This is a genomic window from Neobacillus sp. S1227 (assembly GCF_055385255.1).
The window spans coordinates 150,732-177,500 of sequence record NZ_AP038276.1 but is presented as its reverse complement, the minus strand read 5'-3'; the positions used below and the strand labels follow the sequence as shown (position 1 = coordinate 177,500).

The following is a 26,769-nucleotide window of genomic DNA, read 5'->3' as shown; positions in this document are numbered from 1 at the left end:
AACCTATTCTGGATACACTGAAAAAGGAAAACGTGAAGTCGGCCACATTCTTTTTATCCGGTTCCTGGGCGGAACGACATCCAGATCTTGTCAGCCGGATTGTCAAGGACGGCTATGAAATTGGCCTGCTTGGATATAACTATGTGGACTATCAGGACGAAGAGGATGGGAAAATCAGCAAAGACATTTTAAAGGCCCAGGAGGTTTTTAAAAAGTTAAATGTAAAGGGGATTAAACTTCTAAGGGCTCCAACAGGACATTTTGATAAACGCACATTATCGATAGCAAAGCGTTACGGCTATACAGTCGTACATTGGCGTTTGGATTCAAAGGATTGGCAAAATCCAGGTGTAGCGAAGATTGTAGAAAATGTGAAGAATGCAGAAAAGGGTGATATTATTCTTCTGCATGCCTCCGATTCTGCCAAACAAACAGCAGAGGCTTTACCGCTGATCCTTCAAGACCTTAGGCAAAAAGGCCTGAAATTTGTAACCGTATCCGAAATGATTACAAACGGAGAAGTCCAATCAAAAGAAATAAAATAACCATAAAAAAACCGTCCGAAAAATCAAACGGACGGTTTTTTTGTTAACTTTTTATTTGCTTTATTTTTTCCATGATTATTGGTTGATTGGCTTATGCGTTGCTGACGTTCATGCTCTGACTTTGCATTTAATTTATGAAGAACCAGCAGCTGGTAGGCGTTACAGGCAAGCAACGCTGCCACCATTAAATAGACCCAGCTTTTTTCATTTTCCTGAAGGGCTGGCATCCACTCCACCAAAGTTACAACAACCATAAAGAAAAGAGCAGGAACAAACGCCTCGCGGTTCGTTTGTTTCATTTTATACCAGGCAGCAATTAATCCAACAGCCAATACAAAGACTGCCAACCCTACATAAGGAAGCAGCGAATCTCCCTCTTTTGCAAAATTGACATAGCGAAAATAAACTAAATCAAACAAGGCAAATAGAAGCAGAATGACCTGAACCCCATTCCAAAGAGTGACGGATTTAAATATACCTAATCCGAAGCGATGGACCGTTAAATAGGCAAAAAAGCCCATTTGGCTGATCAAGCTGAATAGAAAGCCCATAAATAGCAGCCATACCGCTGTGGAAACGATGTCGATTATTTGAAAATCAAAAAAATATGACTCAAATTCATTCCAGCGAACAATAAAACCCACAACAGCCGTCGTGATTCCGCCGACTAATAATGTGGTCATAAACAGTCTTACCCAGTTACGGCTTGTCACACTATTAACCCCCATAAAAAAATAATACATTCTGATTGTACCAAGCAAAATTTGAAAAATCCATAAAATGAGTGAACCGCGTATAATCTTTCGACATTTTCTTCATTATAAAATTAAGGATTCTTATGAAAGGAGCTTCAAAATGAGAGCAAAATTTACTGTGCTCCTCCTGCCTGTTTTTGTTTTTTTAACTAGCTGTTCCGATAGCAACGATCTTAGTGCCGGGGTACAGCCTGATTATGATCAGACCAAAAAAATGGTCGTGGATATTTTAAAGACGGATGATGGAAAGAAAGCAATCCAAGATGTCATGTCCGATGACAAAATGAAGGAAAAACTGGTGATGGACCAAAATGTCGTGGCTCAGACGATTGAACAAACATTAACCTCTGATAAAGCAACAGAGTTTTGGAAAAAAACCTTCAGCGACGCGAAATTTGCTCAAGGCGTTGCCAAGAACATGCGGGCAGAAAATGAAAAATTACTTAAGGATTTAATGAATGACCCTGAATATAGAGCCATGATGATCGAAGTGTTCAAGGAACCGGAAATTCAAAAGCAAATGGCCGATGCCCTGAAAACCAAGGAGTATCGTGAACAGCTTCAAAATGTAATAACTGAGACTATTGACAGCCCGCTTTATAAAGCAAAAATTCAGGAATTGCTTTTAAAAGCCGCTGAGCAGGCAAATACCAAAGAAACCTCTAAAGACAACAAAAGCGGCGGTGAGCAAGGTTCATAATTCCACTGCCCAAAATAAAAACCTCCTCCAAACGGAAGAGGTTTTATTTTGGCTGCCGCTCTTTTTTTACTCAAACACCTGTAAAACTGCAGATCCAAAAGATTATTTTCCAAGCCGGTCCGCGACTTTTTCGGCAATTTCCAAATAAATTTTTCCTAATTGATGGTCTTCCTGATAGATGGACGGCGCAAAATCTTCATCGTTCCAATCGGGCTGGTTAAGCGGCAAACGTCCAAGAACTTCCGTATTTAGCTCGTCAGCTAACTTATCTCCGCCGCCCCGGCCAAACACATATTCCTTTTCACCTGTCAGCTTGCTTTCAAAATAAGCCATGTTCTCAATAACCCCAAGCACTTCATGATCAGTTTTCATCGCCATCGCGCCTGCGCGGGCAGCTACAAAGGCTGCTGTTGGATGCGGGGTGGTAACGATAATTTCTTTACATGCCGGCAGCATGCTATGAACATCTAAGGCAACGTCGCCTGTTCCTGGCGGTAAGTCCAGAAGTAAATAATCAATGTCGCCCCACTCCACTTCATTAAAGAAGCTGTTCAACATTTTTCCTAGCATTGGTCCGCGCCAAATAATCGGTGAATTATCCTCAACAAAGAAGCCCATTGAAATAACCTGAACACCAAAACGCTCAACTGGAATAATCTTTTCCCCGCGGACAACCGGCCGTTTCGTAATGCCCATCATATCCGGTACACTGAAACCATAAATGTCGGCATCAATTAGCCCGACCTTTTTACCTAAGCGCGCCAGAGCAACAGCGAGGTTAACAGATACGGTCGATTTTCCTACTCCGCCTTTTCCACTGGCAATTGCAATAAAGGTAGTGGACAGGGAATTAAGGAGATTCTTTTCCTTTTCTGGTTCAGCGTGACGATTGGCAGCAAGCACTTCTTCAGGAAGCTGGCTAAAGCGGATTCCAACTGTCGCGGCACCTGCCTCCTTCAACAAGTTCACAATTTGCGTTTGCAGCTGCAGTTGCTCACTTGTCCCTGTTCTAGCAATCGCTACTTTGACACTGACATGGTTTTTTTCTTCTTTAATTTTTATTTCTTCAATAGCATTTAATTCTGCTAAAGTTTTATGTAAAAATGGCTCTTTGAGGCTGCCAACAACCTCGCGGATTCTTGCTTCATTTAACATTAAAAAACACCTCACCAATTGAATTCATTTCCATCTAATAGTATATCATAACTATGGCTATATACAGTTAATTGAATCACACATTAAAACCACCGCCATAGGAATAACCTCAAATAAATGTAAACTCGCCGATTGGCGAGTCCATTAGGGCGGTTTATGAGGGGTAGTTGAATTTATGCATTAAGAAAGTGTAAAATTCGGGGAACTTTATACTTTCTTATTAGCTAAAAAGAGAAGGTGTTAATTCCTGCCTTCCCTTAATCTGTTTCTTTTAATTCCTTTTCATTCGTGAAATATCTTATGATCCCTTTATATATAGAGGCTGCAACCTTCTCTTGATAATCCTCACTCTTTAACCTTGCCTTTTCAGCAGGATTGGAGAGAAAACCAACCTCGACCAGAACCCCCGGTTTTTTTGAATGTTTTAAAATATAAACCCCACCTATTGGCTTGGCTTTTCGGTTAGTATTTTCTAAGTTTTCCCTGAGCTCCTCTTGAATAAATTTGGCTGCCCTGGCGTTTTCCTTAAAATGAGGGGCGTAAAAGGTTTGGGCCCCGCTCCATCTTGACGAAGGTATGGCATTTAAGTGAATGCTGACAAAGAAGTCATTATCCTTTTCATTAATCATCTTTAATCTGTTTTTCAGATCCTCTACTTTTCTCCTGCTGTAGCCCCTAGTATCAGCATCAGCCAAATCGGTATCGGTTTCTCTTGTCATCACAACAAGTGCACCCTGCTGCTGTAGATAATCTCTGACCTTTAAAGTGATGTTAAGAGCAATGTCTTTTTCAAGAGTCTCACCAGTACCGGCCCCTCCATCCGGGCCGCCGTGGCCGGCATCCAGCAGAATAATTTTTCCAGAAAGCGGAAGACTCCATTCTTTCCAGGAATCATCCTCGGCAAAATCATACTGTAAAATTAGAAATAGTGCTAATAAGCCAACTGAAAAAAAAATGATTTTTATTCTTTTTGTTACCAACCAAATCATTCCTTCCCGCTCGTCCCTTGTTCAATAATTTATATGGGACAAGGCGGGACTTTAGAACAGGAATGAAGGCATTGAATTAATGGAGCCGAAGCTTATGGCGTCTTTGCCCTTTTTCATAGCCCTCTCTCCACCAGACATGGACATATTGTTCACAGTTATAATAAAGCGATTCACTCATGACGCCCTCTTCACCATTTCCCCAATAAAGTAGGAAATTAAATAACGTATCAATTAAATGTTTTTCCTCATTAAAGCAGCGCATTCTTACCTGTTCCATATTTTCCCCATGGTAGCCAAATTTGCTAAATTTAGCCCCCAATAGATAAGCTTCAAGGGCAATATCATAACAGGCCTCTTCCACCCCAGAATTCATAATCAGGCTTGAGGCAATCTTGGTCGATCCAAAATATTGCCTCACTCTTTCTTTTAATGTATGAATGGATAAGTCCCGAAGCACGGACCGTTCGTATTTAATCTGCTTTTCACGTCTTTTTTCTTTAAAGGTTGTAATCACAGTCACTTCTTTTCACCTCTTAAAACTATTCTTTATCTGCTCTCTTGAAGAAATACAAAGACATGACTGATTTCCATTGCCAATTTTTATCCCTCGGCAGTTTTTCTCAGCCAAAAGTTGTAGAAGAAATTCAAGCTTTTTTCTGAAGGAAGATTTGGCAGAAATCGATAAGCTTATAACATCAAGAATGAAGGAGAGATACGGATAATGAAAAATAAAGTAGTCATGATTACGGGCGCTTCTAAAGGGTTAGGGCGGGCATTAACATTGGCTTTTGCCGAAAAAGGGGCAAAACTGGCTATTTGCTCAAGAACAACGGATAGCTTAAACATAGTAAAAGAGGAAGCTGAGAAGTTGGGGGCTAAGGTGCTGGCTGTTACCGCTGATATATCCAAACCTCGTGATGTGGAGCGGTTTATTTCGCTGGCTGAGGAAGAATTTTGCCAGATCGATGTGCTGATCAATAACGCTTCCATGCTGGGACCAAGTCCAATGCCGCTCTTGCTTGATTATCCGGAAGAGGACTTTGCAGAAGTTTTACGGGTAAACGTGCTTTCAACATTTACAGTGATAAGAAGAGTGATACCTGGAATGCTGGAACGTGATTCTGGTTCAATCATAAATGTGACATCTGAAGCGGGCCACGTCGGCTACGCAGGATGGGGAGCATACGGAATTTCTAAATTTGCAGTTGAAGGCCTAACACAAACATGGGCAGATGAGTTAAGCGAAACAAATATCCGGATCAACATGGTGGATCCAGGAGAAATGGATACCGACATGCATCAGTTGGCCGTTCCAAATTGCGATTACCCGCTGGCAAAACCGGAGGATGTCGTGGACATATTTTTATACCTTGCTTCCGATAAGTCTGTAGGTGTTACCGGCAAACGGTTTGAAGCACAGTCAAAGGAGGGATTGTAAATGCCGGCAAAAGAGTTCGATTTCTATCTTCCCGATGAATTAAATGCCTCCCATCCTCCTGAAAAACGCGGCTTAAGAAGAGATCATGTCCGGATGATGGTTCTTGACCGCAAGACTGGCGGAATTTGCCATGACCATTTCTTTCGCCTGGCAGATTACCTTGAGTCCGGTGACCTCGTCATTTTAAATAACAGTCGGACGATACCGGCAATATTACAAGCTGAATGGCTGCGAGATGCAATGCAAATCGCACCAAGGGTGGAAATCCGGCTGGCGAGACGCCTGAACGAAGACTCATGGGAAGCTCTCGTTGTTGCCAATCCCGTAAAAATTGGCGATGCACTTCAATTTTCCCCCGAATTAACTGGAATGGTGATAGGTGAAAAAGCACACTCACCGTTAAAAATCATTCAGTTTTCAAAGAAAGGAACAGACTTATTTAATATCATCTATATCCTTGGAGAGCCGGTCCGCTACGAATATATAGAGTATCCTTGGGAACTAGACTACTACCAAACTGTGTTTGCGAGTCATCCGGGCTCAGTGGAGATGCCCTCAGCTGGCAGAGCGTTCAGCTGGGAGCTGATTTTTCAATTAAAGCGAAAAAAGATCCAGATTGATTTTATACAACTGCATACTGGATTAAGCTATCTTCTGGATGACAGCATGTCTCAGACACCAGAGGAGAATGATGAAGAATATCATATTTCTGAACAAACGATAGAGCGGATTCGTCAAACAAAAACATCCGGTAAACGGGTTATCGCCGTGGGAACGACGGTGGTCCGGGCGCTCGAGACTGCCGCCCGAAACGAAGCCCTTTCGGGTGTGACAAATCTCTATATTGACCAACACTTTCCTTTAAAAATTGCCGACGGGATCATTACCGGTTTTCATGAGCCTAAAGCCAGCCACCTTGACATGCTTTCGGCCTTTATTTCGGAACAGCATTTGCTTCAAGCATATGATCAAGCCGTTGCCTGCGGTTATTTATGGCATGAGTTTGGCGATATGAACCTTATTATCTAATAGGGAGGATGATACGGCATGCGATTTCACCATTATGCCTTGGAAGTGCATGAACTTGAGGAAACCATTGCTTTTTATAAAAACTTTTGTGGTTTTCAGGAAGAAGGCAGACTGTCATATATGGACGAAGAGATTGTGTTTCTTATATCTGGAGACTTCCGGCTTGAGTTAATTTCCGGGCCTCAGCAAAACGAAAGGAACACACATCTTTGTTTTGAAGTAGACGACCTGCCCGTTCTGATGAAAAAATTGGATGCCGAGAAAAGGATTGAAGGTCCCTACACTCTTTCGAATGGCTGGGAGACCGTGTTTTATGAGGGGCCAAATCAAGAAATTATTGAATTTTTACAGACTCTTCAAACAACTAATACGCTATAATGACAGTAGATAATGACGGTGGGAGGAGAATTCTATGTCTGCTTCAGCAGGTTACGAAGAAATCAGCATCTTAAAAGAAATTGCTGAGCTTTTAAACGAAGGAACAGATATAAGGGATATATTGTCCGGGGTATTGAAAAAGCTCCTCCATGTAACAGGTCTGCAAACTGGTTGGATATTTTTAATGGACGAAAATGGTATGCACCAGCTTGCAGCCGATGAAGCCCTCCCGCCAGCTTTAGCCCAGGACGAAAAGCTGCGAATGTGCCAGGGCAAGTGCTGGTGTGTAAACAAGTACAATAACGGGCAGCTGAATAAGGCCACAAACATTATGGAATGTAAACGAATTGAAGATGCCATTGAGGAAAAGGCCGGAGAAACTTGCGGTTTGACCCATCATGCGACTGTCCCACTGCGGGCAGGACAGGAACGGTTCGGCATTTTAAATGTAGGCTCACCATTTAAGACCCATTTCGAAAAAAATGAACTTGCCCTGCTCGAAGCTGTCGCCTATCAAATAGGAACGGCCTTAAAACGAATTAAATTAACCCAGTGGGAACAGGAAACGGCGCTTGTTGCCGAAAGGAACCGGCTGGCGAGGGATCTTCACGATTCCGTGAACCAGCTGTTATTTTCCCTCAGTCTTACAGCAAGAGCCGGTGTCGAAATGGCCCAAACAAATGAAGTGAAGCAAACATTTAGCTATATACAGGATTTGGCTCAAGAGGCGCTGGGGGAAATGCGTGCATTAATCTGGCAGCTGCGGCCCCAAGGACTGGAAAATGGAATTGTCAGCGCCTTAAGAAGCTATGCTGAAATGCTCGGGTTATCGATTAAAACAAAGATTGCAGGTGCAGCCAGTATTCCTGGCAGTGTCGAAGAAGCATTGTGGCGAATTGGTCAAGAGGCACTGGCCAATTGTAAAAAGCATGCCCAAACAACGTCTGTCCAATTATTTTTCCAAATGTTCAGTGATAAAGTTTTATTGGTCATCAAGGATGCCGGCTGCGGCTTCCATTATGATGAGAGCCTCGAAATCCCCTCATTGGGGTTAAAAAGTATGAAAACACGGACAGAAGCATTAAATGGGACCTTTCATTTAGAAAGCAAAACGGACTGCGGGACAGAAATCAAAATTGAAATTCCGTTGTAGGGGGAGAATTCAGTGAGTATACGGATACTAATAGCAGACGACCATCATGTTGTTAGAAGGGGATTGGCTTTTTTCCTGCGGACGCAAAACGACCTTGATGTGATTGGGGAAGCTGCAAACGGAAAAGAAGCGGTTGGATTGGCCAAATCGTTGAAGCCGGATCTTATTTTAATGGATTTGGTGATGCCGGAAATGGACGGGATTCAGGCAACAAGTATCATTAAGAAGGAACATCCAGAAATCAAAATCATGATGCTGACCAGCTTTTCCGACCAGGACCATGTGATTCCCGCTCTGGAAGCAGGCGCATCAGGGTTCCAATTAAAGGACATCCAGCCAGATGAATTGGTAACGTCCATTAAAAGAATCATGAGCGGAGAAAACCAGCTTCATCCAAAAGCGACTTCGCATTTATTGGCTAACTTGTCTTCTAAACATAAACCTGAACGGGATTTAATCGAAGAATTAACAAAAAGAGAGCATGATGTGTTAAAAGAAATTGCCAAAGGAAAAAGCAATAAGGAAATTGCCGCTGCTCTTTTTATTACCGAAAAGACAGTCAAAACACATGTTTCAAACCTGCTTGCAAAGCTCGAACTCGCAGACCGAACACAGGCTGCTTTATATGCAGTCAGGAATCACTTAGTAGAATAAGGACGAATGTAGAGTAGAATCACATTCGTTTTTTTTATAAAAAAGCCCCCAGCCAAATCAGTTGGGAGCCTTGAGTGTTTGTAGTATTAATATGTCAGTCCATGACCAAGTTCATAAACATTCCCATCTTTGTCTTTATAGGCATATTGAACTCCTTCAGGCATATATCTGTCCTTGTCATAGCCCGGTACATCATTTCTGGATATGCAATCGCCATTTTCATCCACTGCAATAACTTCCTCGCTTGCAGGCAAGGTTAATGGCAAAACACCAACTGGTTTGAAATTACCCGCGATCACCTCAAACTGTGCCTTATAGAAGGTATCGAATCCTGCAATTACAGCATCTGCCAAAGGTTCAACACTTCCAAGAATCCACGGCAGGACGAAATTAACAGTCATAATGACCTTGCCACCTCGGACATGGACTTTATCAGCCACTTCCTTTAGATGGTCCATATTACTTAAAGTAGTTTCTTCATAGGTTGAACCGTCCAAAGCAGTAAGGGTTTTCCTCTCGCAAAGTTCAAGCTCTAATAGTCCCGGAGTCGCATTAAAATATGCTCCAGATTTTGGACTTAATAATAAAATAGCTGCGTCGGCTTCCTCATAATTATCAGTTAAGGTAAACTGCCCTAACTCTTCGCATTCTTTCCTTGCCTGGTCAGTGTAAGTGGATGCCCGCTCTGGTTCCTTATGGAAGGCTTCTATATAAACCTTTTTACCATTAAGCTTATCAGCTGTTAAAGGTAATGTCTGATTGCTATTTTTAAGGACTGTTACCGACTTTTTATGAGCTTCATAAGCAGCTTCCCAATGGGCTGGATTACTAATCACTTTAGTTGCATTTTCTGAAGAAACATATGTACGATCATCAAATATTCCTAACGCAAACATTTCCGTAAGGAGCCGTACATTTGCTTCATCAATTCGTTTTTCACTAATCCATCCATTTTGGATAGCTAATTTAAGGTTTTCAATATCATTTGTATCAGCAATAAGATCTGTACCCGCATTGATGGCCTTGGCAAATCGCTCCGCCTCAGTCTTATCTTCAACGCCCCAGCTCATCTTATTTGTAACACCGCTGTCGCTATTGATATAACCCTTGAATCCCAATTTTCCTCTTAAAATGTGCTGCAAGAAATAATGATTAAAGGTAAAGCCAACTTCTTCGAACGGAATATCTTCACCCTCAAATTCTTGAACAACACTCTTATTAATACGAGGGATTGAATAATATGGCATGATGGATGAAGTGCCATGTTCTACCGCTGCCCGGAACGGCGGCAGGTGATATTTTTCTAAGCTGCCTGGCGTTGGGTATAGATTCCACTTTCCCTCTTCATAATGCGGATCAAATCCATTTTCCCGTGCGCCGCCGCCTGGAAAATGCTTAGTGGTCATCGCGATACTATGATTTCCTAATGTCTCTCCTTGAAATTCGTCGATAATGCGGCCAATCGCATCAGAAATAAACTCCGGGTCTTCACCAAACGTTCCATACGTCCGCTGCCATCTAGGGTCTGTAGCGGTATCAGCCATATACATATAGCCCTTTCTAATTCCTGTTGCATCCCACTCATCATGGGCTATCTGAGCAAATTGGCTAATTAACGAGGCATCGCCGCCATTTTTTATATCACCTCTAGCTGCTGCGGCTAGTCCTAACGTTCCTGGCCAAGTGGAAAAGATCCCGACAGCATCATTCATCCCAAAGATAGATTCCCCATTTTCATTTCTTGAATTTGATGTGATTAAACATGGAATACCAAGACGAGTACCCTCACATACTTCATTCATTTTATTAATCCACTCGGCCATTTCAGCCGGGCTCCAGTTATCGCGAAGAATGAAGTGCCTTAAATGCATGTTTTCAATGGTATGCGTTGTTCCATATATTTTTGAAGCAGCAAAGATATTTTCGCCCTTTTCAACAATCCCCTCATCTAGTACACCATCATGACTGGTCTTACTCTTATCCTTTTGAGTAAGTCCCATCTGCCGGGTGTTAATTAGCATCATACCGACCTTTTCATCGAGATTCATCAATGAAACTAGGTTCTCGGCACGTTCTTTCGGACTCAAACGCCAATCCTTATAAGGCTCTAATTTCCCACTATTATTCAAATCCTTAAATTTCAATCCATCGACTTCAATCAGCTTCTTTACCCTAACTTCCAACTCAGGCTGCTTATGCTTCAATTTGTTTACCTCCTAAACTAATTACCTTCTAATTATATACTAATTTGAAGCACGGGGATGCTACTTATGCTACCCTAATTTCGAAATTTAGATGAAGGAGCAGGAGAAAACGCTCAAAACATAATAATGAACTAAAAAACCCCTAACCTGTCGGTTAAGAGGCGTTGTTACTTCATCCCGATGAAGCATGTGATTTCATGCGAATATCGTAAGGAGAAAACAGCCTGCCGTATAAATAAGCAAAACTGAGTTGTAGACATGATGCTATGTAAAAAGGCAGGGACAGGGAACCCAATCCAAAAAGATAGCCTGTAATATACGGTCCAATCGAGGTGGGCAGCCTCATTGAAAGAAGGTTGATGCTTGACGCAAATCCGTGCCGCTGGTTACGTGTTAAACTCACACTAAGCGCCTGCTGTGCCCCCTGCGTACCCCGATTTAAAGCCGTCCGGAGTATATAAATAACAGAAACGAGCGCGTATGATGATAGTAAGGGCATCAGAATCAAAAGCAGGCTTGCAATGAAACGGATGAAAACAATGGACCGGATTGTCCCATGTTTATATGATAATCTTGCTTGTAAAATGGAAGTAACACCGGTCGTAAAGAAAGTAACAGCCAATGTCCCGCCAATTTGAGCAGGGCTTGCCCCAAATTTAGCCGAAAACCAATAGGACATCATCGGTCCGGTCAACCCGATGGCAACCCCATTAAGTATGTTAACGGCTGCAAGCTTCAATACCGCTGCATTTTCTTCATGTACGATTTTCTTTTCTTCATTCCTCGGTTCTGCTTTTTTATTTCTATGTTGGTTTTCGGCTTCTCCTCCTTGAATGGTTAAAATGATGGAGGCTGTAAGCAACGATGCAACGAGAATATAGCAGAATAGAAGGTGATAAGGAGATACTCCAGTTTTCAAAAAGGATGCGGCCCCCGCCAGCACTGCGCCCGCCCCCATTCCGAAAAAACTGAGAGCATTATTTAAACTATATACTCTGCCGCGTTCTGCTGCTGGGATAAATGATGCAAGCCAGGCCTGCTCTGCAGGGGCGCATGGACTGGGCGAACCCGCGTCTGCTTTTCCAAATCCAGAAAGTGTAATCGCAATAAACAATAAAATAGGGTTAGTGGTTAATACCCCAACCAATGCACATCCTGCAGCAATTAGTTCAGAAATAAGAACAAACATTTTTCTGCCAAACCTGTCACTGTATACACCTATAAAGGGGGCAAGGACAACACCGAGCAATCCTCCTGCAGCAAGCACACTGCCAATCGCTCCTGTGCTCCACCCCAGCGCAACTAGATACAAAGCCAATTCTACTACCATCATGCCTTGTCCAATACTGCGGATAAAATTAACCAGCATGAGCCGCTTGGCTGCTGGATGAATTTGAACAAAACCTGAAAACTTCATTTTGATCACTACTTTTTCATTTTTATAGGTAATATTTGGGTTACTAAGTTTCTACTTATAAGGGTGCCAAATCTCAATTTCCTTTATTCATAGATATAAATACCACAAAGTTAACTTCTCATTCCCTATCACGTATTACAGGAATGTCGATTGACAGCCTTAGAAAACTGTTTACAGTCGAAAAGAAATGGTGCTAAAGGGTATGTACGTGTGTCCCCTGTAGCACCATTTTGACAACATCTATTTTTTTATCAGACGTTTTATTGCAGATTGATCCTGAGAATACCTCCGATAGATTAAGGGTAATAATGTTTCAACCGGTTTGCTGTTGGCATCCTGTACTGCTTTTTCAATTAAATGATGTTCTGGTGCCCATTGGCAGACTGGATCCGTCGCATAGGCATCTCCCGTTAAGGCAAAAGCCTGACAGCGGCATCCACCTCCGTCTTGGTGCCTCAAATCACAGGTGAGACAATCTTTAGGCATCCATTCTTCCCCCCGGAAACGATTAAAGGATTCTGCATTATACCAAATACTTCCTAGCGATGACTTACGGACATTTTCAAAAGAAAACCCTTTTATCATCCCGGCGGTTGGACAAGGAAGGACCATTCCATTCGGCGCTACTGTTAGACCAATAGCTCCCCATCCACCCATGCACGGCTTGGGTGCAGATGCATAATAATCAGGAATAACCCAAATAATTTCCATTTTCTTCTTCAGTCGTGCTTTAGCGGCTTCATAGACTGTGCTTGCACGCTCAATCTGGTCTCTGCTTGGCAGAAGTTTCTCCCGATTCAGCAGCGCCCAGTTATAATACTGGGTGTTCGCCAGCTCCAACCGCTCAGCTCCCAGTTCTTCCGCCAGCTGAATGATTTCATCGAGCTGATCAAGATTCATTCGATGTAACACCACATTTAATGACAAATGTATATCAGCCTGTTTTACAGCAGCTGCCGCTTCCCGCTTTTTCTCAAAGGCTTTGTATCCGCCTAAAGAATCGGAAAGCTTCGCTTCTGCCGCTTGAAAACTCACTTGCACATTTGCTAACCCAGCTTCCTTAAGCCGAAAAGCTTTTTCCGTTGTTAAGCCAATGCCGCTTGTAATGAGATTGCTATACATCTCGAGTATAGCGGCTTGGCTGATAAGGGGTTCCAGGTCATTCCTTAAAAGCGGTTCGCCCCCAGAAAAATGAACTTCTACTACTCCCAATTCGGCGGCCTCGGACAAGACCCGGCTCCATTCCTCCGTTGAAAGTTCCAAGGTTTCCTTAGCCATTTCAATCGGGTTTGAACAATACGGACAATGCAGGGGACAGCGATGGGTTAACTCAGCAAGCAGCGAATAAGGAGGTTGAACCGAACTATGGCTCTTTGTTTTCATTCTGAATCACCACCCATCCTTGATCCTCCATATCCTGTAAAAATTCGGAAATGTCAGCCTCCATTGTTTTCAAATCAGGCAAAGCACCCGAACTCCATGCTTCTGAGTCTGCCCTTAGAGATGTCCTGATGCATTCAGTGATGGTATTTACGGTCCGGCTCCCGTCACATAAACGAAGTATTGATGCTGCAGTTTCGTTTAGGACTACAACCTTTTCCGGCAGCAAAAGGAGATGTTCTTCTCTGACCTTATCAAATTTTAATCGCGCCTTTGCAGCGAGTTTTGGAAGACTGCCAGCTACAAAAATAGGCTCCACCACCAATCATTCATTCTTCTCATTTCGCGATTTTAGAGGGATAGGCCTTTTCAATCGCATCCAGCTGCGCCCATAATACATCACATTTAAACCTTAATGCGTTGACGGCCCGATGCTGTGCTTCCTGTGTTCGACAATGGGTTAAAACAAGTCTGAGGGCCACATCCGAATCACAAGGCGCCTGAGTCAAGCGGCTTTGAAAATAATCAAGTCCTGAACGGTCAATCCAAGGATACAACTGCTCAAAAACTTTTATTCTTTTTGAGATAAGGCCAGGCGAAAACAATTCCGTCAAGCTTGAGGCAACCGCTTCAATCCACGGTTTTGTCCGGGCGAAGTTGACATAGGCATCCACAGCAAAGCGAACGCCCGGAACCACATGCTTCTCCCGTATGACTTCTTCCCTAGACAATCCTACCGCTTCTCCCAATCGCACCCATGCTTCAATACCGCCATCTTCTCCAGGCCTCCCGTCATGATCAAGAATACGGCCAATCCACTCTCGCCTCAGTTCCCTTGACGGCAGATTAGACAGGATGGCTGCATCTTTAATTGGAACTGATTTCTGGTAGTAGTATCGGTTGGCCACCCAGCCGCGGATCTGTTCTTTGCTTAAATTTCCTTGGTGCATCACTATATGAAATGGATGTTTGTCATGATAGGAAGAACGCCCGACATCCCTAAGCCGCTCTGTGAATTCATCCTTCGACCACAGCTCTTCCCTTTTTTCATCACGGCTAATGAATCCTTTTTGCTCCAGCATCATCACACCTCTATTTCCATACCATCATAGGCAACTTCAATACCAAGCCGCTCTAATGTATACCTCTCCACTGAATCCTCTTTCAGAATGGGGTTGCTGTTGTTAATGTGGATTAGAAATTTCCTCTTTGCAGGGAAAGAGGCTAATAACTCCAAGGTGCCAGATGGTCCGCCAATCGGTAAGTGGCCCATGCTTCTTGCGTCACGAGCGGCTGCACCCATCCCCGTTAATTCATCTTCCGACCAAAAGGTTCCATCTACCATCAGGATATCCGCTTTCTTTAAACAAGTTTCTATTGCCGGTGTAATCTTTTCTAATGTAGGAAAGAAAGCAAGACACCGGCCCGAATCCTCATTATGAAGAACCAGACCAACCTCCCAAATATCTTTTCGACAGTCCATCTCCTCGGTCGACTTGGCATAGAGCGGCGGTTTTTTCGAAACGGGAACCGGCTCAACGATCAAGGTTCCTGCTGCTCCTTCATGTAATGGTCCTACCCTTTGCCGAATGCCTGGATCAAGAGACTGCCATTGCCATGAACAATAGTTTTTTAGCATTGAAAACACAGGAAAAGCAGATTGCAAGCAGCTTTGTACCATCTTGGTCCCATAAATCGTCATACTGGAACCCTCCCGCAGTGACAATAGCCCAATCGTATGGTCGAGCTCCGCATCGGTTAATAAAACACCGGCTAGAGGGGTCTCCCTAATGCCTGGACCTGGATGCAGGGAAGCAAACGATTCAATTTGCTTTAGAATATCCGGTCCTGCATTGATGAGATACCAGTCCTTATCATTGGCAGTTACTGCAAGCGAGGATTGTAATAACGGCCGGAATGAGGCGTTTCCTGAGCGGACTGCCCGACAGTTAGGGCAGGCACAGTTCCATTGCGGAAAGCCTCCTCCAGCCGCGGCGCCTAATACTCTAATTCGAATTTGGTTTCAGTCCTTTCCCTTCGATGCGGGCATTGTCTTTTTCAATATTCCTCGGTTTTCCAAATAACCTGGCAACCTGCCACCCTATCGCCATATTCACCACAGCCATCAGGATAAATAGCAAATAGTCTCCTATTGGTTCTGGAAGCAGGAGATCAACAAGCAGCCAGCCACCGGCTGAAGCTCCCCCGATTATCGCCCCCATCACTGATTTTAGGTACCGATTCATTTGGCACACCTCCGTTTTTATGATTAAAATCATGCACAAGAGATAAGCAGTCAGCGCTACTTGCCAATGTAGGAATACATCGTCACCTCAGAAGCAGTATTGATTATTTTATATTCAGGCTTTTTCCACATGTGATCCCCCCCTTTCATGACACTTATCAATCATGATTAATTATTAAAGGAGTGTATAATTTTATCTTTCAAAGCTATCTTATGTGGGCGGAAACACCAAAATAACCAGAATTTCAACATGAAGTTGTCCAAAATAAGCCCTGCTTTTTCAAATTTCTTCAAAAAAGAACTAGGCCTGGTGGCACATAAGTCCAAAAACAAAAAAACAACCTGAATCTGTAAACTCAGGTTGTCTTATTTCTATAACATTACTTCTTCTGAGACAGCCATTTTGCCAGGACTTCGGCCTGTTCTTTATCAACAAGACCTCCAGGCATACGTCCGCCTCCGTTAATGATTTGATTCAATATCTCCTCTTCAGACATGGATACACCAACATGTCTTAGGTCAGGGCCTGCACCTCCCTCTAAATTTCCACCATGACAGGACAGGCATTTGTTTTTGTAAATTACTTCAGCGTTCATTTCAGCCGGTTGTTTCTTATCTTTTTCTTTATTCCCGTGGGAACCATGATTGGCGTCATCCGTTTTTCCTGAGCCTTCTGGATCTGCCCCCCCCGGATCTTTTGAAGGAGTTACTGATTTTTTTCCGCCAAGTCCGTAGGTTACGACCTTTGTTCCAGTAACAAAAGTAACATATTGTTTACCACCATCCATGTAAATCGCCGGAGCCATCATAATTTGAGCCCCGCCGCTTTTCATGTTCCATAAAATTTTTCCAGTTTTAATATCAAGAGCATTTACCGTTCCATCCAATTCGCCGTAAAAAGCAAGTCCTGTAGTCGTACTTGTAAAACCTCCGCGCATTGGTTGTTTCGTCTTAATCTGATAGGCATGCTTGCCAGTATTAACATCAACGGCAGTGATGGTACCGGAAATTTCTTCACCTTTAGGCCCCAACGTTATCGAAGTACCTGGGAATAAACCATTTTTTTGCTCGACTTCATTTTCGTCTTTCGCTGCAACCTCTAATGATGGCTTGTTTATACCAGGAATCAACACATAATTGGTTTTAGGATCATACGTTTCCGGAGCATAGTTTTGTCCACCTTCTGCTCCCGGCCATTGCATCGCAGGTTTATTTGGATCCGTCGGCTGCGTGGTGTGCTGAATTTTGACGAATGGAACACCATTATAAATGGTATCCCCTGTTTTAGCATCCCACGCAAACCACTTCCCGTTCTTTCCGCCGTGTACGACAATTTTTTGCTTTTTGTTATTTAAAGTAGCATTGAGGATCATCGGTGTCGAGGTCGCATCATAATCCCATTCGTCTTCCTCATCCATTTCCGATTTTGCCCAAATCAATTTTCCTGTTTTACTTTCAAGAGCAACCACTGAGTCCGTATAAGGGTTTAAACCTGGGCGGATCTTCTTAAAAAAGTCAGGAGCAGGATTACCCGTGCCAAAATACATCACGTCCGTGTCCGGGTCAAAAGCAATCTGTCCCCAGACGGCTCCGCCCCCTGTATATTTGCCCTGCACCCAATCTTGCCCTTTCTCAGGGACTGTCCAAAATGGTCCATCCCAGGCCGGCGACAGGTCACTTGCTTTATAGGCCATCACAAAGCCGCGAACGCCATTATCACCGCCGCTGCTTCCCACATAGACATTACCTTTATAGTACATTGGAGCCATTGTTTCATAATATCGGTTTTCAAGCTTGACTCCTGGTATGGAATCCCATAGGTTAATCATTTTAATCAATTTTCCGTCTTTAGCGTTAAGTTTAGCTAAGCGATTATCCGCAATAAGGACAAAGACATTGCCTTCCGCAACAGCCACACCCCGACTGGCAACAACCTCTAGAAGGCTTAGATCCGCATGATCAAGATGGTCAAGTACATCTTTTGGCGGCGTCCATTGCCAAATTTTCTTCCCATTTGAGGCATCAATGGCAAACACTCGGTTCATTGATGTGGTAACATACATAACACCATCTTTCACTACCGGGAAATCCTCCGAGGCATTCGGAATCTTCTTATCCCAATTCGCCAAATCTGCCTGCCAGACAATACCTAGATCCTTCACGTTGTCTTTTGTAATCTTGTCATAAGGGACATGCCGCGTTTGTTGTAAGTCATACCCCCAAAGTGGAAAACCGTTATCTTTTTCAGATGTGGCTGTTTGTTTATTATCGTTCTGTTTTTTTGCAGGATTCTGCTGACAGCCAACAATTAATACTACCGCCAAGAAAGCAACCATAATCGCTTTAAAATAACGAATCAAAAAAAGACCCTCCTTATGCTTATAAGTTCAGAGTGATTGCCTCTATTTTTGGTTATCTCTGAATTTTCCCATTCGGGGAGAACCCTACTTTATTGGTCCTCACTCTTTTTTCTATATTGAGTAAAAGATTCCTTAATTATGCAAAAAAATGATTTAAATCACATTATTGCTTTTAAAAAACGGCGGGCAGGAATATTTACCAAGTATGGAGACATTCTATATTTGAAATGAATTTAAAGAATCTCAGGATGGTGATTGAATGAAGGCTTTCTCAAATATGACGAATCGTTTCAGTGGGTTTGTCTTATTACTTTGCTTACTTATTGGAGGTTCGTGGGCTTGTTCCCAAAGCGCGTTAGCTGCTCCGCAAAAAGCGGTCGGTTCCGTAGAAAACGGCGGGATCAAACTTACGATTACTAGCTATGAGATCACAAGCTATGGTCAAGAGATAATTCTGTATTATACCGTAGAATCTACAACAGGAAATTTGATGGATGAAACCGGGAAAGGAGTGTTAAAGAATCTGGAAGTTTCCATTGCGGATAATCGTCTTCAAGGGATTGATTCAGAACACAAAAAAATAAACAACCAGAAATATCAAGGTGCGATCAAGGTGGCCATGCCGCAATACATACCAGCCACTTCAAATGCGGCACTTAGTACAGATGCCATTCTAGACCAAAAAGGACAGTGGACAATTGACTTTCAAATTAAAAAATAAGCAAAAAAATATATTTTTAGATCCCTAGGCCTAGCCTGGGGTTTTTATTTGTAAAAAAAGACCCCCAACCAATCTGGTTGAGAGTCTTTGATCGTTCGCAAAAGATTAACGTTTTGAGAACTGAGGCGCACGACGAGCACCTTTAAGACCGTATTTCTTACGCTCTTTCATACGTGCATCGCGAGTTAATAAACCAGCGCGCTTTAATGTTGGACGGTATTCTGGGTCAGCTTGAAGTAACGCACGAGCGATACCGTGGCGGATTGCGCCTGCTTGACCAGTGTAGCCGCCGCCGCTTACGTTTACAAGAACATCGTAGCTGCCAACAGTTTCAGTAGCTACTAATGGTTGTCTTACAACAACACGTAAAGCTTCGAATGGGATATAAGTGTCGATGTCACGATCGTTAATAACAATTTTACCTGTGCCTGGAACTAAGCGTACACGAGCAACTGAGCTCTTACGACGGCCAGTACCGATATATTGAACTTGTGCCAAGTTAATTCCCTCCTCTTAATTAACCGCGAAGTTCGTAAACTTCAGGTTGTTGTGCTTGGTGCTTATGTTCTGCACCTGCATAAACGTGTAATTTTTTGAACATTTGACGACCAAGAGAATTCTTTGGAAGCATGCCCTTAATAGCTTGCTCAAGCATTTTCTCAGCATAGTTCGTACGCATTTCAAGAGCAGTTCTCTGCTTTAAACCGCCTGGGTGTAAGCTGTGACGGTAGTAGATTTTGTCGTTTAATTTGTTACCAGTTAATTCAATCTTAGAAGCATTAAGAATGATGACATGATCACCAGTGTCAACATGTGGTGTATAAGTTGGCTTATGTTTACCACGTAGGATAGATGCTACTTCAGAAGCAAGACGTCCAAGAGTTTTGCCCTCAGCATCAACTACGTACCATTTGCGCTCGATATTGTTGGCATTTGCCATAAATGTTGTACGCATGAGTTTCCCTCCTATTAAATCGTAAAAATAATATTTTCGCACCTTTATTGGCTGTTTCCGTTCGATTCTGTTCCGGGAATGAACAGGAAACGCCATTTTGTGCAGTCATTTTCAAAAGCTATATTTTCAATCACGATGAAGACTTTCCGGGGCTTTATCGTGGGATTAAAAACACACACATATAATATAATAAATACTTCAGGTGAAATTGTCAAGAAGATGTTACACCTGGATGGGTTGTTTTTAAAATCATAACCCGCCGATTGGCAAATTCGTTAGGACGGTTCATGAAGCGTAGTTGAAATTATGCGTTAAGGGAGCATAAAAATTGGAAAAACTTGATACTCCCTTATTAGCTAAAAAAGGTTAATAAAAGACTTTCCAAAGGTACAAACCATGTGCTGGAGCGGTTTTTCCTGCAGCAGTCCGGTCCTTTTTTTTCAAAATGGAAAGAATTTCTTCAGGCGACAAGTCTCCTGATCCAACCGCCAACAGAGTCCCCACAAGAATCCGTACCATATTATATAAAAAGCCATTGCCGACAAAGCGGATCGTCAGAAGATTGCCATCCAGTAAAAAGTCAATCTCCTTAATTGTCCTGACCTTGTCCTGAACCTCCGTCTTAGCAGCACAAAAGCTGGTAAAATCATGGGTTCCAAGCAAATACCTGCTTGCCTCCTGCATTTTCTCCAAGTTCAAAGCATAAGGATAGCGGTAAACATAGTTCCTCTGAAATGGGTCCCTAAAACCAGATAATTGCAATTGATAACGGTATTCTTTTCCCGCAGCATCAAAACGTGCATGAAACGTGTTATCTGTCTTTTCAATAGATAAAACGGCCAAATCCTCTGGAAGCAATGAATTAAGGGCAACTACCCAGCGATCCTCCGGTATTGCCAGCGGTGAATCAAAATGAATCACCTGCCCCTTGGCATGGACCCCTGCATCGGTACGGCCAGAGGCAGTTACTCTAACAGTGACGCCCTTATGAATTTTCGCCAGGACTGCCTCAAGCTCTGCCTGTACCGTCCGCCCCTTTGGCTGGACCTGATAACCAAAAAACCCGGTACCATCATATGCAATAATTGCTTTATACCTCTGCATCAGCCTATCTCCATTATGAACGTAATAGGACCAACAAAATCGTTAATATCACAAGGAGAACGATTTGTATGGTATCCACCATAGCCCAGCTTAACTGGCGGTATTTCGTCCGGCCTTCTCCACCGCGGTAGCCCCTTGCTTCCATTGCGACCGCCAGCTCCTCGGCACGCTTAAAGGAACTGACAAACAGCGGAATGAGAAGCGGAATTACAGCCTTGATCCGCTCTTTTAAAGGACCGCTCGCAAATTCCACACCCCTTGCAATTTGCGCTTTCATAATTTTGTCGGTTTCCTGCATCAAAGTTGGAATAAACCGTAATGAAATCGACATCATTAATGCCATTTCATGAACAGGAAAGCGGACTTTCTTTAAAGGATTTAATAATGTTTCTAATCCATCCGTTATTTCAATCGGAGTCGTCGTTAACGTCAATAAGGAGGTCATTAAGATCAAGAAGAAAAATCGCAAGGAAATAAAAATTCCCATTTTGAGACCTTCTTCATAGATCTTCACGGGACCCCAGTGAAATATAAGACTGCCTCCTTTAGTAAAAAATAATTGCAGAATAAAGGTAAACAGGACAAGCCAGATGATCGGCTTCAGACCGCCATATAAAAAGCGAATAGGAATTTTTGATAATCCCAGCATTATAAAAGTATATATACCAATAAGTGCATAAGTTACCCCATTGTTTGCCAAAAAGATTACACAAACAAACAAGAAAATAATAATTAGTTTGGAACGAGGGTCCATTTTATGAATAAAAGAATCAGCCGGTACATAGCGTCCAAAAATCATTTTTTCCATCATGAGCGGACACCTCTCTTTAAACGATCTGAAACAGCAGACGATAGCTCTTCAATGGAAAGGTAGATTTTATCCAGCTTACTGCCCAATTTTTCTTCAAGCTTCAGCTGAAAACGAACAACCTCAGGTACATCTAGTCCCATTTGAATTAATTCAGCGGTCTCTGAGAAAATCTCTTCCGGAGTACCCTTTTTGGCGACCCTGCCCTGCTGCATGATGACGATTTGGTCAGCATACCTTGCCGCGTCCTCCATACTGTGAGTAACAAGAATAGTCGAGAGGCCCCTCTCCTTATGAAGCGAGTAAAACATATCCATTATTTCTTTTCGACCGCGCGGGTCCAGACCAGCGGTAGGCTCGTCCAAAACGATGACTTCTGGGCCCATTGCCAATACACCGGCAATCGCAACCCGTCGCATTTGTCCGCCGGAGAGATCGAATGGTGATTTTTTTAAGATTTCTTCACTGAGTCCAACCTGATTTAAGGCAATTCGTGCCCGCTTTTTTGCCTCTGACTCGGAAACGCCAAAATTCATCGGGCCAAAAATAATATCCTTTTCCACAGTTTCCTCAAATAATTGATGTTCTGGGAATTGGAACACAATTCCAACCTTTTGCCGGACTGCCTTTAAATTTTTATTTTTTTGATGAGCCTTTATTTCCTGGCTGCCAATTTGCACCGTTCCTTCTGTCGGCTGTAAAAGGGCATTTAAATGCTGCAAAACAGTGGATTTACCTGAGCCCGTATGGCCGATTAAAGCGAGATAGGTTCCAGATGGAATATCAATCGAAACATCAGAAATAGCAAGTCTTTCAAATGGTGTATTAGCTTGATAACGGTATTCTACAGATTTAAGCGAGATGTCCATAACTCTGTCACCAACTCTTCTTCCGATAAATAATTCTTAGTAAACGTTAGACCCATTTGACGAAATGCCTTTGTCATTTTCACTGAGAATGGAATATCTAACCCCAGTTCAATTAATTCTTCATCAAGTGAAAAGATTTCTTCAGGAGTACCCTCCCGGTAAACCTCACCTTTATTCATCACAATAATTCGATCTGCTTTAGCCGCCTCATCTAAATCATGAGTAATGGAGATAACCGTCAGCTGTTTTTCCGCTTTTAAATCTCTAACCGTTGCTAAAACCTCTTCTCTTCCTCTAGGGTCAAGCATTGATGTTGCTTCGTCTAAAATAATGATTGCCGGTCGTAACGCCAGAACACCCGCAATCGCGACACGCTGCTTTTGACCGCCCGAGAGATGGTGGGGCTCTTGATATAGAAATTGATCCATCTTCACCTTTTTCAAGGCGTCCTCAACACGATGAATCATTTCTTTTCGTGGTACCCCCATATTTTCTAAACCAAAAGCCACATCATCTTGGACTGTGGTACCGACGAACTGATTATCTGGATTTTGAAACACCATTCCCAGTTGTTTTCGGATATCCCAAATTGTCTCTTCATTCAGAGGTAAACCACAAACGGTTATTTCACCGGACTTAGGAAACTGCAGCCCATTAAGAAGCTTTGCCATCGTAGATTTACCGGAACCATTATGACCGACAATCGCCAGCCACTCACCTTCAAAAATATCGAATGTAACATTATTTAAAGCATACCGCTCCTGATCATCATATTGAAATGAAACTTCCCTCAAGCTTACGATTGACTTTTTCATCCTGCTTCCCCCCTCACCTCAACTCTTCTCAATCTAATCCAAAAGACCTATATATACAAAAAAAGCCTGCACCTCATCCCCAGGCAGGAACGATTTTCAACTGCCTTTACAAGACATTTCCATAAAGGAAATAGGAGGAGGTGCATGAGCTAGACGAGACGCAAAAAAGAAGTTAATCTTTCCGGAAGCAAATGAATCTGCTATTTCGCTCCAGCAAGTGGAGTCACGCTCATCGTAACGCTCTTTTTGGCTTGGTTCGTAGATATTTATTTGTTTTTACAGAAAAAGGGCAAGAACAAGTTTGTTCTTAAACTGTCCAATACCCTTGTTGTTTGTTAGTAAATATTAAACTAACTCGATAATAACCATTGGTGCACCATCACCGCGGCGTGGTCCAAGTTTCATAATGCGAGTATAACCGCCTTGGCGCTCTTGGTAACGTGGAGCAATGTCAGTGAAAAGCTTTTGCAGGGCATCTGCACCTGTTTCAGCATTTGCTACTTCGTTACGTACGAATGCAGCAGCTTGACGACGGGCATGTAGGTCACCGCGTTTGCCAAGAGTGATCATTTTCTCAACAGTTGAGCGAAGTTCTTTCGCGCGAGTTTCTGTTGTTTCAATGCGCTCGTTGATGATTAAATCTGTTGTTAAATCACGAAGCATAGCTTTACGCTGTGCGCTTGTGCGTCCTAACTTTCTGTATGCCATGAAGGGTTCCCTCCTTTTTGAAGTCGTTGAACGGATTTAGACTAGTCGTCTTTACGCAAGCCCAATCCAAGCTCTTCTAGTTTTGCCTTCACTTCTTCAAGTGATTTGCGGCCTAAGTTACGTACTTTCATCATATCTTCTTCAGTCTTATTTGCTAATTCCTGAACAGTGTTGATGCCTGCACGCTTTAAGCAGTTATAAGAACGAACGGATAGATCAAGTTCTTCAATAGTCATTTCAAGAACTTTTTCTTTCTGATCTTCTTCTTTTTCAATCATGATTTCAGCATTTTGTGCTTCATCAGTAAGACCGACAAAGATGTTCAAATGCTCAGTCAAAATCTTCGAACCAAGAGCAATCGCTTCTTTTGGCCCAGTGCTTCCATCTGTCCAAACATCTAGCGTTAGCTTATCATAGTTTGATAATTGACCTACACGAGTGTTTTCTACCTGATAAGAAACACGAGCAACAGGTGTGTAAATGGAATCAATAGGGATAACACCGATTGGCTGATCCTCTCTTTTGTTTTGGTCAGCAGGCGTATATCCGCGTCCGCGTTTAGCAGTCAAACGCATATGAAGATGTCCATTTGCAGATAATGTTGCAATATGAAGGTCTGGATTTAAAATCTCCACGTCACTGTCATGCGTAATGTTGCCAGCAGTAACAGGTCCTTCACCCTGAATATCAATTTCAAGTGTCTTTTCTTCATCAGAATAGATTTTTAATGCTAATTTCTTAATGTTTAAAATGATGGATGTTACATCCTCTACGACGCCTTCAATTGTTGAGAACTCATGAAGTACCCCATCGACCTGAATCGAAGTAACAGCGGCACCTGGGAGTGAAGATAATAGGATACGACGTAAGGAGTTACCCAAAGTGGTACCATATCCACGCTCAAGTGGCTCTACGACGAATTTGCCGTATTTGGCATTTTCGCTGATCTCAACCGTTTCGATTTTTGGTTTTTCTATTTCGATCATCCAATAACCCTCCTTCAAAACGTCGAAACCTCGATTAGAATTCTAATCGAAATTCCCCCATGTATACGTTCCCGTTTTGTGCACAACAACTGGAATAAAAATTCTGTATAAAAAGCACTAAATTCATATCATATCCCATTATAGACAGATGATATAAATTCTATACAGAAAAATTACACACGACGGCGTTTTGGCGGACGGCATCCGTTATGTGGAACAGGAGTAACGTCTTTAATTGCCGTAACTTCAAGACCTGCAGCTTGAAGAGCACGAATAGCTGCTTCACGGCCTGCACCAGGGCCTTTAACTGTTACCTCTAAAGTTTTCATACCATGTTCCATTGATGCTTTTGCTGCAGTTTCAGCTGCCATTTGCGCTGCGAAAGGAGTAGATTTACGAGAACCTTTAAATCCAAGCGCACCTGCACTAGACCAAGAAATTGCATTTCCATGTACATCAGTGATGGTTACGATCGTATTGTTAAATGTTGAGCGGATATGAGCAACCCCAGCTTCAATATTCTTTTTAACACGACGCTTACGTGTATTAGTTTTACGTGCCATTTAAATTAACCTCCTTTGCCGATTACTTCTTCTTGTTCGCAACAGTCTTACGAGGACCTTTGCGAGTACGGGCGTTGTTTTTCGTATTTTGTCCACGAACCGGTAAGCCGCGACGATGACGCAATCCGCGGTAGCAGCCAATTTCCATTAAACGCTTAATGTTAAGTGAAATTTCACGGCGAAGGTCACCTTCAACCTTTAGCTTGTCAACGATATCACGGATTTTGTTTAATTCCTCTTCTGTTAAATCACGTACACGAGTATCTTCAGAAACAGCAGCTTCTGATAAGATTTTTTGTGCAGTTTTTTTGCCAATACCATAAATGTAAGTTAAAGAGATAACTACACGTTTTTCACGTGGAATATCTACACCAGCAATACGTGCCATAAATGTGCACCTCCTTGTCGATTAACCTTGTTTTTGTTTATGTTTAGGGTTTTCACAGATAACCATTACTTTGCCGCGTCTGCGGATAACTTTGCACTTTTCGCAGATCGGTTTAACAGATGGTCTTACTTTCATTATCCTAACCTCCTTGAGTTTCGGAGTGCAAACAATTATTTAAAACGGTACGTAATTCTACCGCGCGTTAAGTCATATGGAGAAAGTTCAACAGTCACTTTGTCACCTGGCAGAATCCTGATAAAGTGCATGCGGATTTTCCCAGAAACGTGAGCCAGCACAGTATGACCATTTTCCAATTCTACCTTAAACATTGCATTTGGCAAAGTTTCAATGACTTTACCTTCAATTTCAATTACATCATCTTTGGCCACATTCTCGTCCCCCTTCTCTTTAAAGAATTATCGTTCGTAAGACTAGTAATGTAAAGCGAGT

Annotated in this window: 33 protein-coding genes (1 of these 33 cut by a window edge); 8 read left to right on the top strand and 25 right to left on the bottom strand. The window is 42.7% G+C overall.

The window, feature by feature from the left end:
* Positions 1-545: the 3' portion of a polysaccharide deacetylase family sporulation protein PdaB gene (gene pdaB / locus ACZ5AE_RS00975; protein ID WP_464573501.1), read on the top strand. Its footprint begins 208 nt before the window's first position; the window shows 545 of its 753 coding nt (coding positions 209-753); its start codon lies off the left edge, out of view; the stop codon is at positions 543-545.
* A gap of 23 nt (positions 546-568) precedes the next feature.
* Here pdaB and ACZ5AE_RS00970 read toward each other — a convergent pair whose 3' ends face one another.
* Positions 569-1,258, bottom strand: coding sequence for a KinB-signaling pathway activation protein (locus ACZ5AE_RS00970; protein ID WP_464568655.1), 690 nt, complete (start codon positions 1,256-1,258; stop codon positions 569-571).
* Positions 1,259-1,400: 142 nt separating this feature from the next.
* On the opposite strand from ACZ5AE_RS00970, the gene gerD reads away from it, so the two are divergent.
* Positions 1,401-2,000, top strand: a complete 600-nt coding sequence (gene gerD / locus ACZ5AE_RS00965; protein WP_464568653.1) for a spore germination lipoprotein GerD — start codon at positions 1,401-1,403, stop codon at positions 1,998-2,000.
* 102 nt (positions 2,001-2,102) lie between these two features.
* On the opposite strand, the gene ACZ5AE_RS00960 is transcribed toward gerD, so the two are convergent.
* The 3 genes from ACZ5AE_RS00960 to ACZ5AE_RS00950 form a co-directional block, all read right to left on the bottom strand.
* Positions 2,103-3,155 carry an Mrp/NBP35 family ATP-binding protein gene (locus tag ACZ5AE_RS00960; protein ID WP_464568651.1) on the bottom strand — a complete coding sequence of 351 codons (1,053 nt, stop codon included), beginning with the start codon at positions 3,153-3,155 and terminating at the stop codon, positions 2,103-2,105.
* A 257-nt stretch (positions 3,156-3,412) separates the two neighbouring features.
* Positions 3,413-4,144, bottom strand: coding sequence for an N-acetylmuramoyl-L-alanine amidase CwlD (gene cwlD / locus ACZ5AE_RS00955; RefSeq protein WP_464568649.1), 732 nt, complete (start codon positions 4,142-4,144; stop codon positions 3,413-3,415).
* A 76-nt stretch (positions 4,145-4,220) separates the two neighbouring features.
* Positions 4,221-4,664, bottom strand: coding sequence for a YbaK family protein (locus ACZ5AE_RS00950; protein ID WP_464568647.1), 444 nt, complete (start codon positions 4,662-4,664; stop codon positions 4,221-4,223).
* Between the two features lie 201 nt (positions 4,665-4,865).
* Between ACZ5AE_RS00950 and ACZ5AE_RS00945 the strand changes: the two genes are divergently transcribed.
* From ACZ5AE_RS00945 to ACZ5AE_RS00925, 5 genes are read left to right on the top strand one after another with little or no spacing between them, the layout of a single operon-like run.
* Complete coding sequence (locus ACZ5AE_RS00945) at positions 4,866-5,582, top strand: SDR family NAD(P)-dependent oxidoreductase (protein WP_464568645.1); 717 nt, start codon at positions 4,866-4,868, stop codon at positions 5,580-5,582.
* Positions 5,583-6,611, top strand: a complete 1,029-nt coding sequence (locus ACZ5AE_RS00940) for an S-adenosylmethionine:tRNA ribosyltransferase-isomerase (RefSeq protein WP_464568643.1) — start codon at positions 5,583-5,585, stop codon at positions 6,609-6,611.
* Positions 6,612-6,629: 18 nt separating this feature from the next.
* The gene (locus tag ACZ5AE_RS00935; protein WP_464568641.1) at positions 6,630-6,989 is read left to right on the top strand and encodes a VOC family protein; all 360 of its coding nucleotides are present in this window, start codon (positions 6,630-6,632) and stop codon (positions 6,987-6,989) included.
* Positions 6,990-7,023: 34 nt separating this feature from the next.
* Positions 7,024-8,142, top strand: a complete 1,119-nt coding sequence (locus tag ACZ5AE_RS00930; protein WP_464568639.1) for a GAF domain-containing sensor histidine kinase — start codon at positions 7,024-7,026, stop codon at positions 8,140-8,142.
* A 12-nt stretch (positions 8,143-8,154) separates the two neighbouring features.
* Positions 8,155-8,796: a response regulator gene (locus tag ACZ5AE_RS00925; RefSeq protein WP_464568637.1), complete on the top strand. Its 642-nt coding sequence runs from the start codon at positions 8,155-8,157 to the stop codon at positions 8,794-8,796.
* Positions 8,797-8,882: 86 nt separating this feature from the next.
* On the opposite strand, the gene ACZ5AE_RS00920 is transcribed toward ACZ5AE_RS00925, so the two are convergent.
* From ACZ5AE_RS00920 to ACZ5AE_RS00880, 9 genes are all read right to left on the bottom strand, one after another.
* Positions 8,883-11,000, bottom strand: coding sequence for a glycoside hydrolase family 3 protein (locus tag ACZ5AE_RS00920; RefSeq protein WP_464568635.1), 2,118 nt, complete (start codon positions 10,998-11,000; stop codon positions 8,883-8,885).
* A 172-nt stretch (positions 11,001-11,172) separates the two neighbouring features.
* Positions 11,173-12,417: an MFS transporter gene (locus tag ACZ5AE_RS00915; protein WP_464568633.1), complete on the bottom strand. Its 1,245-nt coding sequence runs from the start codon at positions 12,415-12,417 to the stop codon at positions 11,173-11,175.
* 240 nt (positions 12,418-12,657) lie between these two features.
* Positions 12,658-13,800, bottom strand: coding sequence for a pyrroloquinoline quinone biosynthesis protein PqqE (gene pqqE, locus ACZ5AE_RS00910; RefSeq protein WP_464568631.1), 1,143 nt, complete (start codon positions 13,798-13,800; stop codon positions 12,658-12,660).
* Positions 13,781-14,116, bottom strand: coding sequence for a pyrroloquinoline quinone biosynthesis peptide chaperone PqqD (gene pqqD / locus ACZ5AE_RS00905; protein WP_464568629.1), 336 nt, complete (start codon positions 14,114-14,116; stop codon positions 13,781-13,783). Before pqqD ends, pqqE begins: the two co-directional genes overlap by 20 nt.
* Positions 14,117-14,135: 19 nt before the next feature.
* Positions 14,136-14,882, bottom strand: a complete 747-nt coding sequence (pqqC, locus tag ACZ5AE_RS00900; protein WP_464568627.1) for a pyrroloquinoline-quinone synthase PqqC — start codon at positions 14,880-14,882, stop codon at positions 14,136-14,138.
* Entirely contained in the window at positions 14,882-15,808 is a 927-nt protein-coding gene (gene pqqB / locus ACZ5AE_RS00895; RefSeq protein WP_464573500.1) for a pyrroloquinoline quinone biosynthesis protein PqqB, read from the bottom strand. The genes pqqC and pqqB overlap by 1 nt, the downstream gene beginning before the upstream one ends.
* Positions 15,804-16,043 (bottom strand): hypothetical protein, encoded by a 240-nt coding sequence (locus tag ACZ5AE_RS00890; RefSeq protein ID WP_464568625.1) that lies wholly within the window; start codon positions 16,041-16,043, stop codon positions 15,804-15,806. The genes pqqB and ACZ5AE_RS00890 overlap by 5 nt, the downstream gene beginning before the upstream one ends.
* A 56-nt stretch (positions 16,044-16,099) precedes the next feature.
* Entirely contained in the window at positions 16,100-16,174 is a 75-nt protein-coding gene (gene pqqA / locus ACZ5AE_RS00885) for a pyrroloquinoline quinone precursor peptide PqqA (protein ID WP_464573499.1), read from the bottom strand.
* 248 nt (positions 16,175-16,422) lie between these two features.
* Positions 16,423-18,402, bottom strand: a complete 1,980-nt coding sequence (locus tag ACZ5AE_RS00880) for an outer membrane protein assembly factor BamB family protein (protein ID WP_464568623.1) — start codon at positions 18,400-18,402, stop codon at positions 16,423-16,425.
* Positions 18,403-18,661: 259 nt separating this feature from the next.
* On the opposite strand from ACZ5AE_RS00880, the gene ACZ5AE_RS00875 reads away from it, so the two are divergent.
* Positions 18,662-19,123, top strand: a complete 462-nt coding sequence (locus ACZ5AE_RS00875; protein WP_464568622.1) for a hypothetical protein — start codon at positions 18,662-18,664, stop codon at positions 19,121-19,123.
* Positions 19,124-19,228: 105 nt separating this feature from the next.
* On the opposite strand, the gene rpsI is transcribed toward ACZ5AE_RS00875, so the two are convergent.
* From rpsI to infA, 12 genes are all read right to left on the bottom strand, one after another.
* Positions 19,229-19,621 (bottom strand): 30S ribosomal protein S9, encoded by a 393-nt coding sequence (gene rpsI, locus ACZ5AE_RS00870; protein WP_127484434.1) that lies wholly within the window; start codon positions 19,619-19,621, stop codon positions 19,229-19,231.
* Between the two features lie 19 nt (positions 19,622-19,640).
* The gene (gene rplM / locus ACZ5AE_RS00865) at positions 19,641-20,078 is read right to left on the bottom strand and encodes a 50S ribosomal protein L13 (protein ID WP_464568619.1); all 438 of its coding nucleotides are present in this window, start codon (positions 20,076-20,078) and stop codon (positions 19,641-19,643) included.
* A gap of 366 nt (positions 20,079-20,444) precedes the next feature.
* Positions 20,445-21,182 (bottom strand): tRNA pseudouridine(38-40) synthase TruA, encoded by a 738-nt coding sequence (gene truA / locus ACZ5AE_RS00860; protein WP_464568617.1) that lies wholly within the window; start codon positions 21,180-21,182, stop codon positions 20,445-20,447.
* Positions 21,183-21,195: 13 nt separating this feature from the next.
* Positions 21,196-21,993, bottom strand: a complete 798-nt coding sequence (locus ACZ5AE_RS00855; protein ID WP_464568615.1) for an energy-coupling factor transporter transmembrane component T family protein — start codon at positions 21,991-21,993, stop codon at positions 21,196-21,198.
* Positions 21,990-22,859, bottom strand: a complete 870-nt coding sequence (locus ACZ5AE_RS00850) for an energy-coupling factor ABC transporter ATP-binding protein (RefSeq protein ID WP_464568613.1) — start codon at positions 22,857-22,859, stop codon at positions 21,990-21,992. The genes ACZ5AE_RS00855 and ACZ5AE_RS00850 overlap by 4 nt, the downstream gene beginning before the upstream one ends.
* Positions 22,835-23,674, bottom strand: a complete 840-nt coding sequence (locus tag ACZ5AE_RS00845) for an energy-coupling factor ABC transporter ATP-binding protein (RefSeq protein WP_464568611.1) — start codon at positions 23,672-23,674, stop codon at positions 22,835-22,837. Before ACZ5AE_RS00845 ends, ACZ5AE_RS00850 begins: the two co-directional genes overlap by 25 nt.
* 345 nt (positions 23,675-24,019) lie before the next feature.
* A complete protein-coding gene (rplQ, locus tag ACZ5AE_RS00840; protein ID WP_464568609.1) occupies positions 24,020-24,382 on the bottom strand; it encodes a 50S ribosomal protein L17 in 363 nt (120 codons plus the stop codon).
* A 41-nt stretch (positions 24,383-24,423) separates the two neighbouring features.
* On the bottom strand, positions 24,424-25,368 hold the full coding sequence (locus tag ACZ5AE_RS00835) for a DNA-directed RNA polymerase subunit alpha (RefSeq protein WP_464568607.1): 945 nt from the start codon (positions 25,366-25,368) through the stop codon (positions 24,424-24,426).
* 173 nt (positions 25,369-25,541) lie between these two features.
* Positions 25,542-25,931, bottom strand: coding sequence for a 30S ribosomal protein S11 (rpsK, locus tag ACZ5AE_RS00830; RefSeq protein ID WP_173062711.1), 390 nt, complete (start codon positions 25,929-25,931; stop codon positions 25,542-25,544).
* A 22-nt stretch (positions 25,932-25,953) separates the two neighbouring features.
* Entirely contained in the window at positions 25,954-26,319 is a 366-nt protein-coding gene (rpsM, locus tag ACZ5AE_RS00825) for a 30S ribosomal protein S13 (protein ID WP_464568605.1), read from the bottom strand.
* Between the two features lie 21 nt (positions 26,320-26,340).
* Positions 26,341-26,454 carry a 50S ribosomal protein L36 gene (gene rpmJ, locus ACZ5AE_RS00820; RefSeq protein ID WP_000868344.1) on the bottom strand — a complete coding sequence of 38 codons (114 nt, stop codon included), beginning with the start codon at positions 26,452-26,454 and terminating at the stop codon, positions 26,341-26,343.
* Between the two features lie 35 nt (positions 26,455-26,489).
* Positions 26,490-26,708: a translation initiation factor IF-1 gene (gene infA, locus ACZ5AE_RS00815; protein WP_007085268.1), complete on the bottom strand. Its 219-nt coding sequence runs from the start codon at positions 26,706-26,708 to the stop codon at positions 26,490-26,492.
* Positions 26,709-26,769 lie beyond the last annotated feature (61 nt).

What these genes read in the sequence shown, in the direction of transcription:
- cwlD (WP_464568649.1), bottom strand. Translation starts at nt 4,144, where the DNA reads ATGATTTGGTTGGTAACAAAAAGAATAAAAATCATTTTTTTTTCAGTT.
- pqqE (WP_464568631.1), bottom strand. Translation starts at nt 13,800, where the DNA reads ATGAAAACAAAGAGCCATAGTTCGGTTCAACCTCCTTATTCGCTGCTT.
- truA (WP_464568617.1), bottom strand. Translation starts at nt 21,182, where the DNA reads ATGCAGAGGTATAAAGCAATTATTGCATATGATGGTACCGGGTTTTTT.
- ACZ5AE_RS00875 (WP_464568622.1), top strand. Translation starts at nt 18,662, where the DNA reads ATGAAGGCTTTCTCAAATATGACGAATCGTTTCAGTGGGTTTGTCTTA.
- rpsK (WP_173062711.1), bottom strand. Translation starts at nt 25,931, where the DNA reads ATGGCACGTAAAACTAATACACGTAAGCGTCGTGTTAAAAAGAATATT.
- ACZ5AE_RS00930 (WP_464568639.1), top strand. Translation starts at nt 7,024, where the DNA reads ATGTCTGCTTCAGCAGGTTACGAAGAAATCAGCATCTTAAAAGAAATT.
- ACZ5AE_RS00940 (WP_464568643.1), top strand. Translation starts at nt 5,583, where the DNA reads ATGCCGGCAAAAGAGTTCGATTTCTATCTTCCCGATGAATTAAATGCC.
- ACZ5AE_RS00890 (WP_464568625.1), bottom strand. Translation starts at nt 16,043, where the DNA reads ATGAATCGGTACCTAAAATCAGTGATGGGGGCGATAATCGGGGGAGCT.
- ACZ5AE_RS00855 (WP_464568615.1), bottom strand. Translation starts at nt 21,993, where the DNA reads ATGATGGAAAAAATGATTTTTGGACGCTATGTACCGGCTGATTCTTTT.
- ACZ5AE_RS00845 (WP_464568611.1), bottom strand. Translation starts at nt 23,674, where the DNA reads ATGAAAAAGTCAATCGTAAGCTTGAGGGAAGTTTCATTTCAATATGAT.
- rplQ (WP_464568609.1), bottom strand. Translation starts at nt 24,382, where the DNA reads ATGGCATACAGAAAGTTAGGACGCACAAGCGCACAGCGTAAAGCTATG.
- rplM (WP_464568619.1), bottom strand. Translation starts at nt 20,078, where the DNA reads ATGCGTACAACATTTATGGCAAATGCCAACAATATCGAGCGCAAATGG.
- ACZ5AE_RS00835 (WP_464568607.1), bottom strand. Translation starts at nt 25,368, where the DNA reads ATGATCGAAATAGAAAAACCAAAAATCGAAACGGTTGAGATCAGCGAA.
- ACZ5AE_RS00960 (WP_464568651.1), bottom strand. Translation starts at nt 3,155, where the DNA reads ATGTTAAATGAAGCAAGAATCCGCGAGGTTGTTGGCAGCCTCAAAGAG.
- rpmJ (WP_000868344.1), bottom strand. Translation starts at nt 26,454, where the DNA reads ATGAAAGTAAGACCATCTGTTAAACCGATCTGCGAAAAGTGCAAAGTT.
- ACZ5AE_RS00945 (WP_464568645.1), top strand. Translation starts at nt 4,866, where the DNA reads ATGAAAAATAAAGTAGTCATGATTACGGGCGCTTCTAAAGGGTTAGGG.
- pqqC (WP_464568627.1), bottom strand. Translation starts at nt 14,882, where the DNA reads ATGATGCTGGAGCAAAAAGGATTCATTAGCCGTGATGAAAAAAGGGAA.
- ACZ5AE_RS00935 (WP_464568641.1), top strand. Translation starts at nt 6,630, where the DNA reads ATGCGATTTCACCATTATGCCTTGGAAGTGCATGAACTTGAGGAAACC.
- rpsM (WP_464568605.1), bottom strand. Translation starts at nt 26,319, where the DNA reads ATGGCACGTATTGCTGGTGTAGATATTCCACGTGAAAAACGTGTAGTT.
- ACZ5AE_RS00850 (WP_464568613.1), bottom strand. Translation starts at nt 22,859, where the DNA reads ATGGACATCTCGCTTAAATCTGTAGAATACCGTTATCAAGCTAATACA.
- gerD (WP_464568653.1), top strand. Translation starts at nt 1,401, where the DNA reads ATGAGAGCAAAATTTACTGTGCTCCTCCTGCCTGTTTTTGTTTTTTTA.
- ACZ5AE_RS00915 (WP_464568633.1), bottom strand. Translation starts at nt 12,417, where the DNA reads ATGAAGTTTTCAGGTTTTGTTCAAATTCATCCAGCAGCCAAGCGGCTC.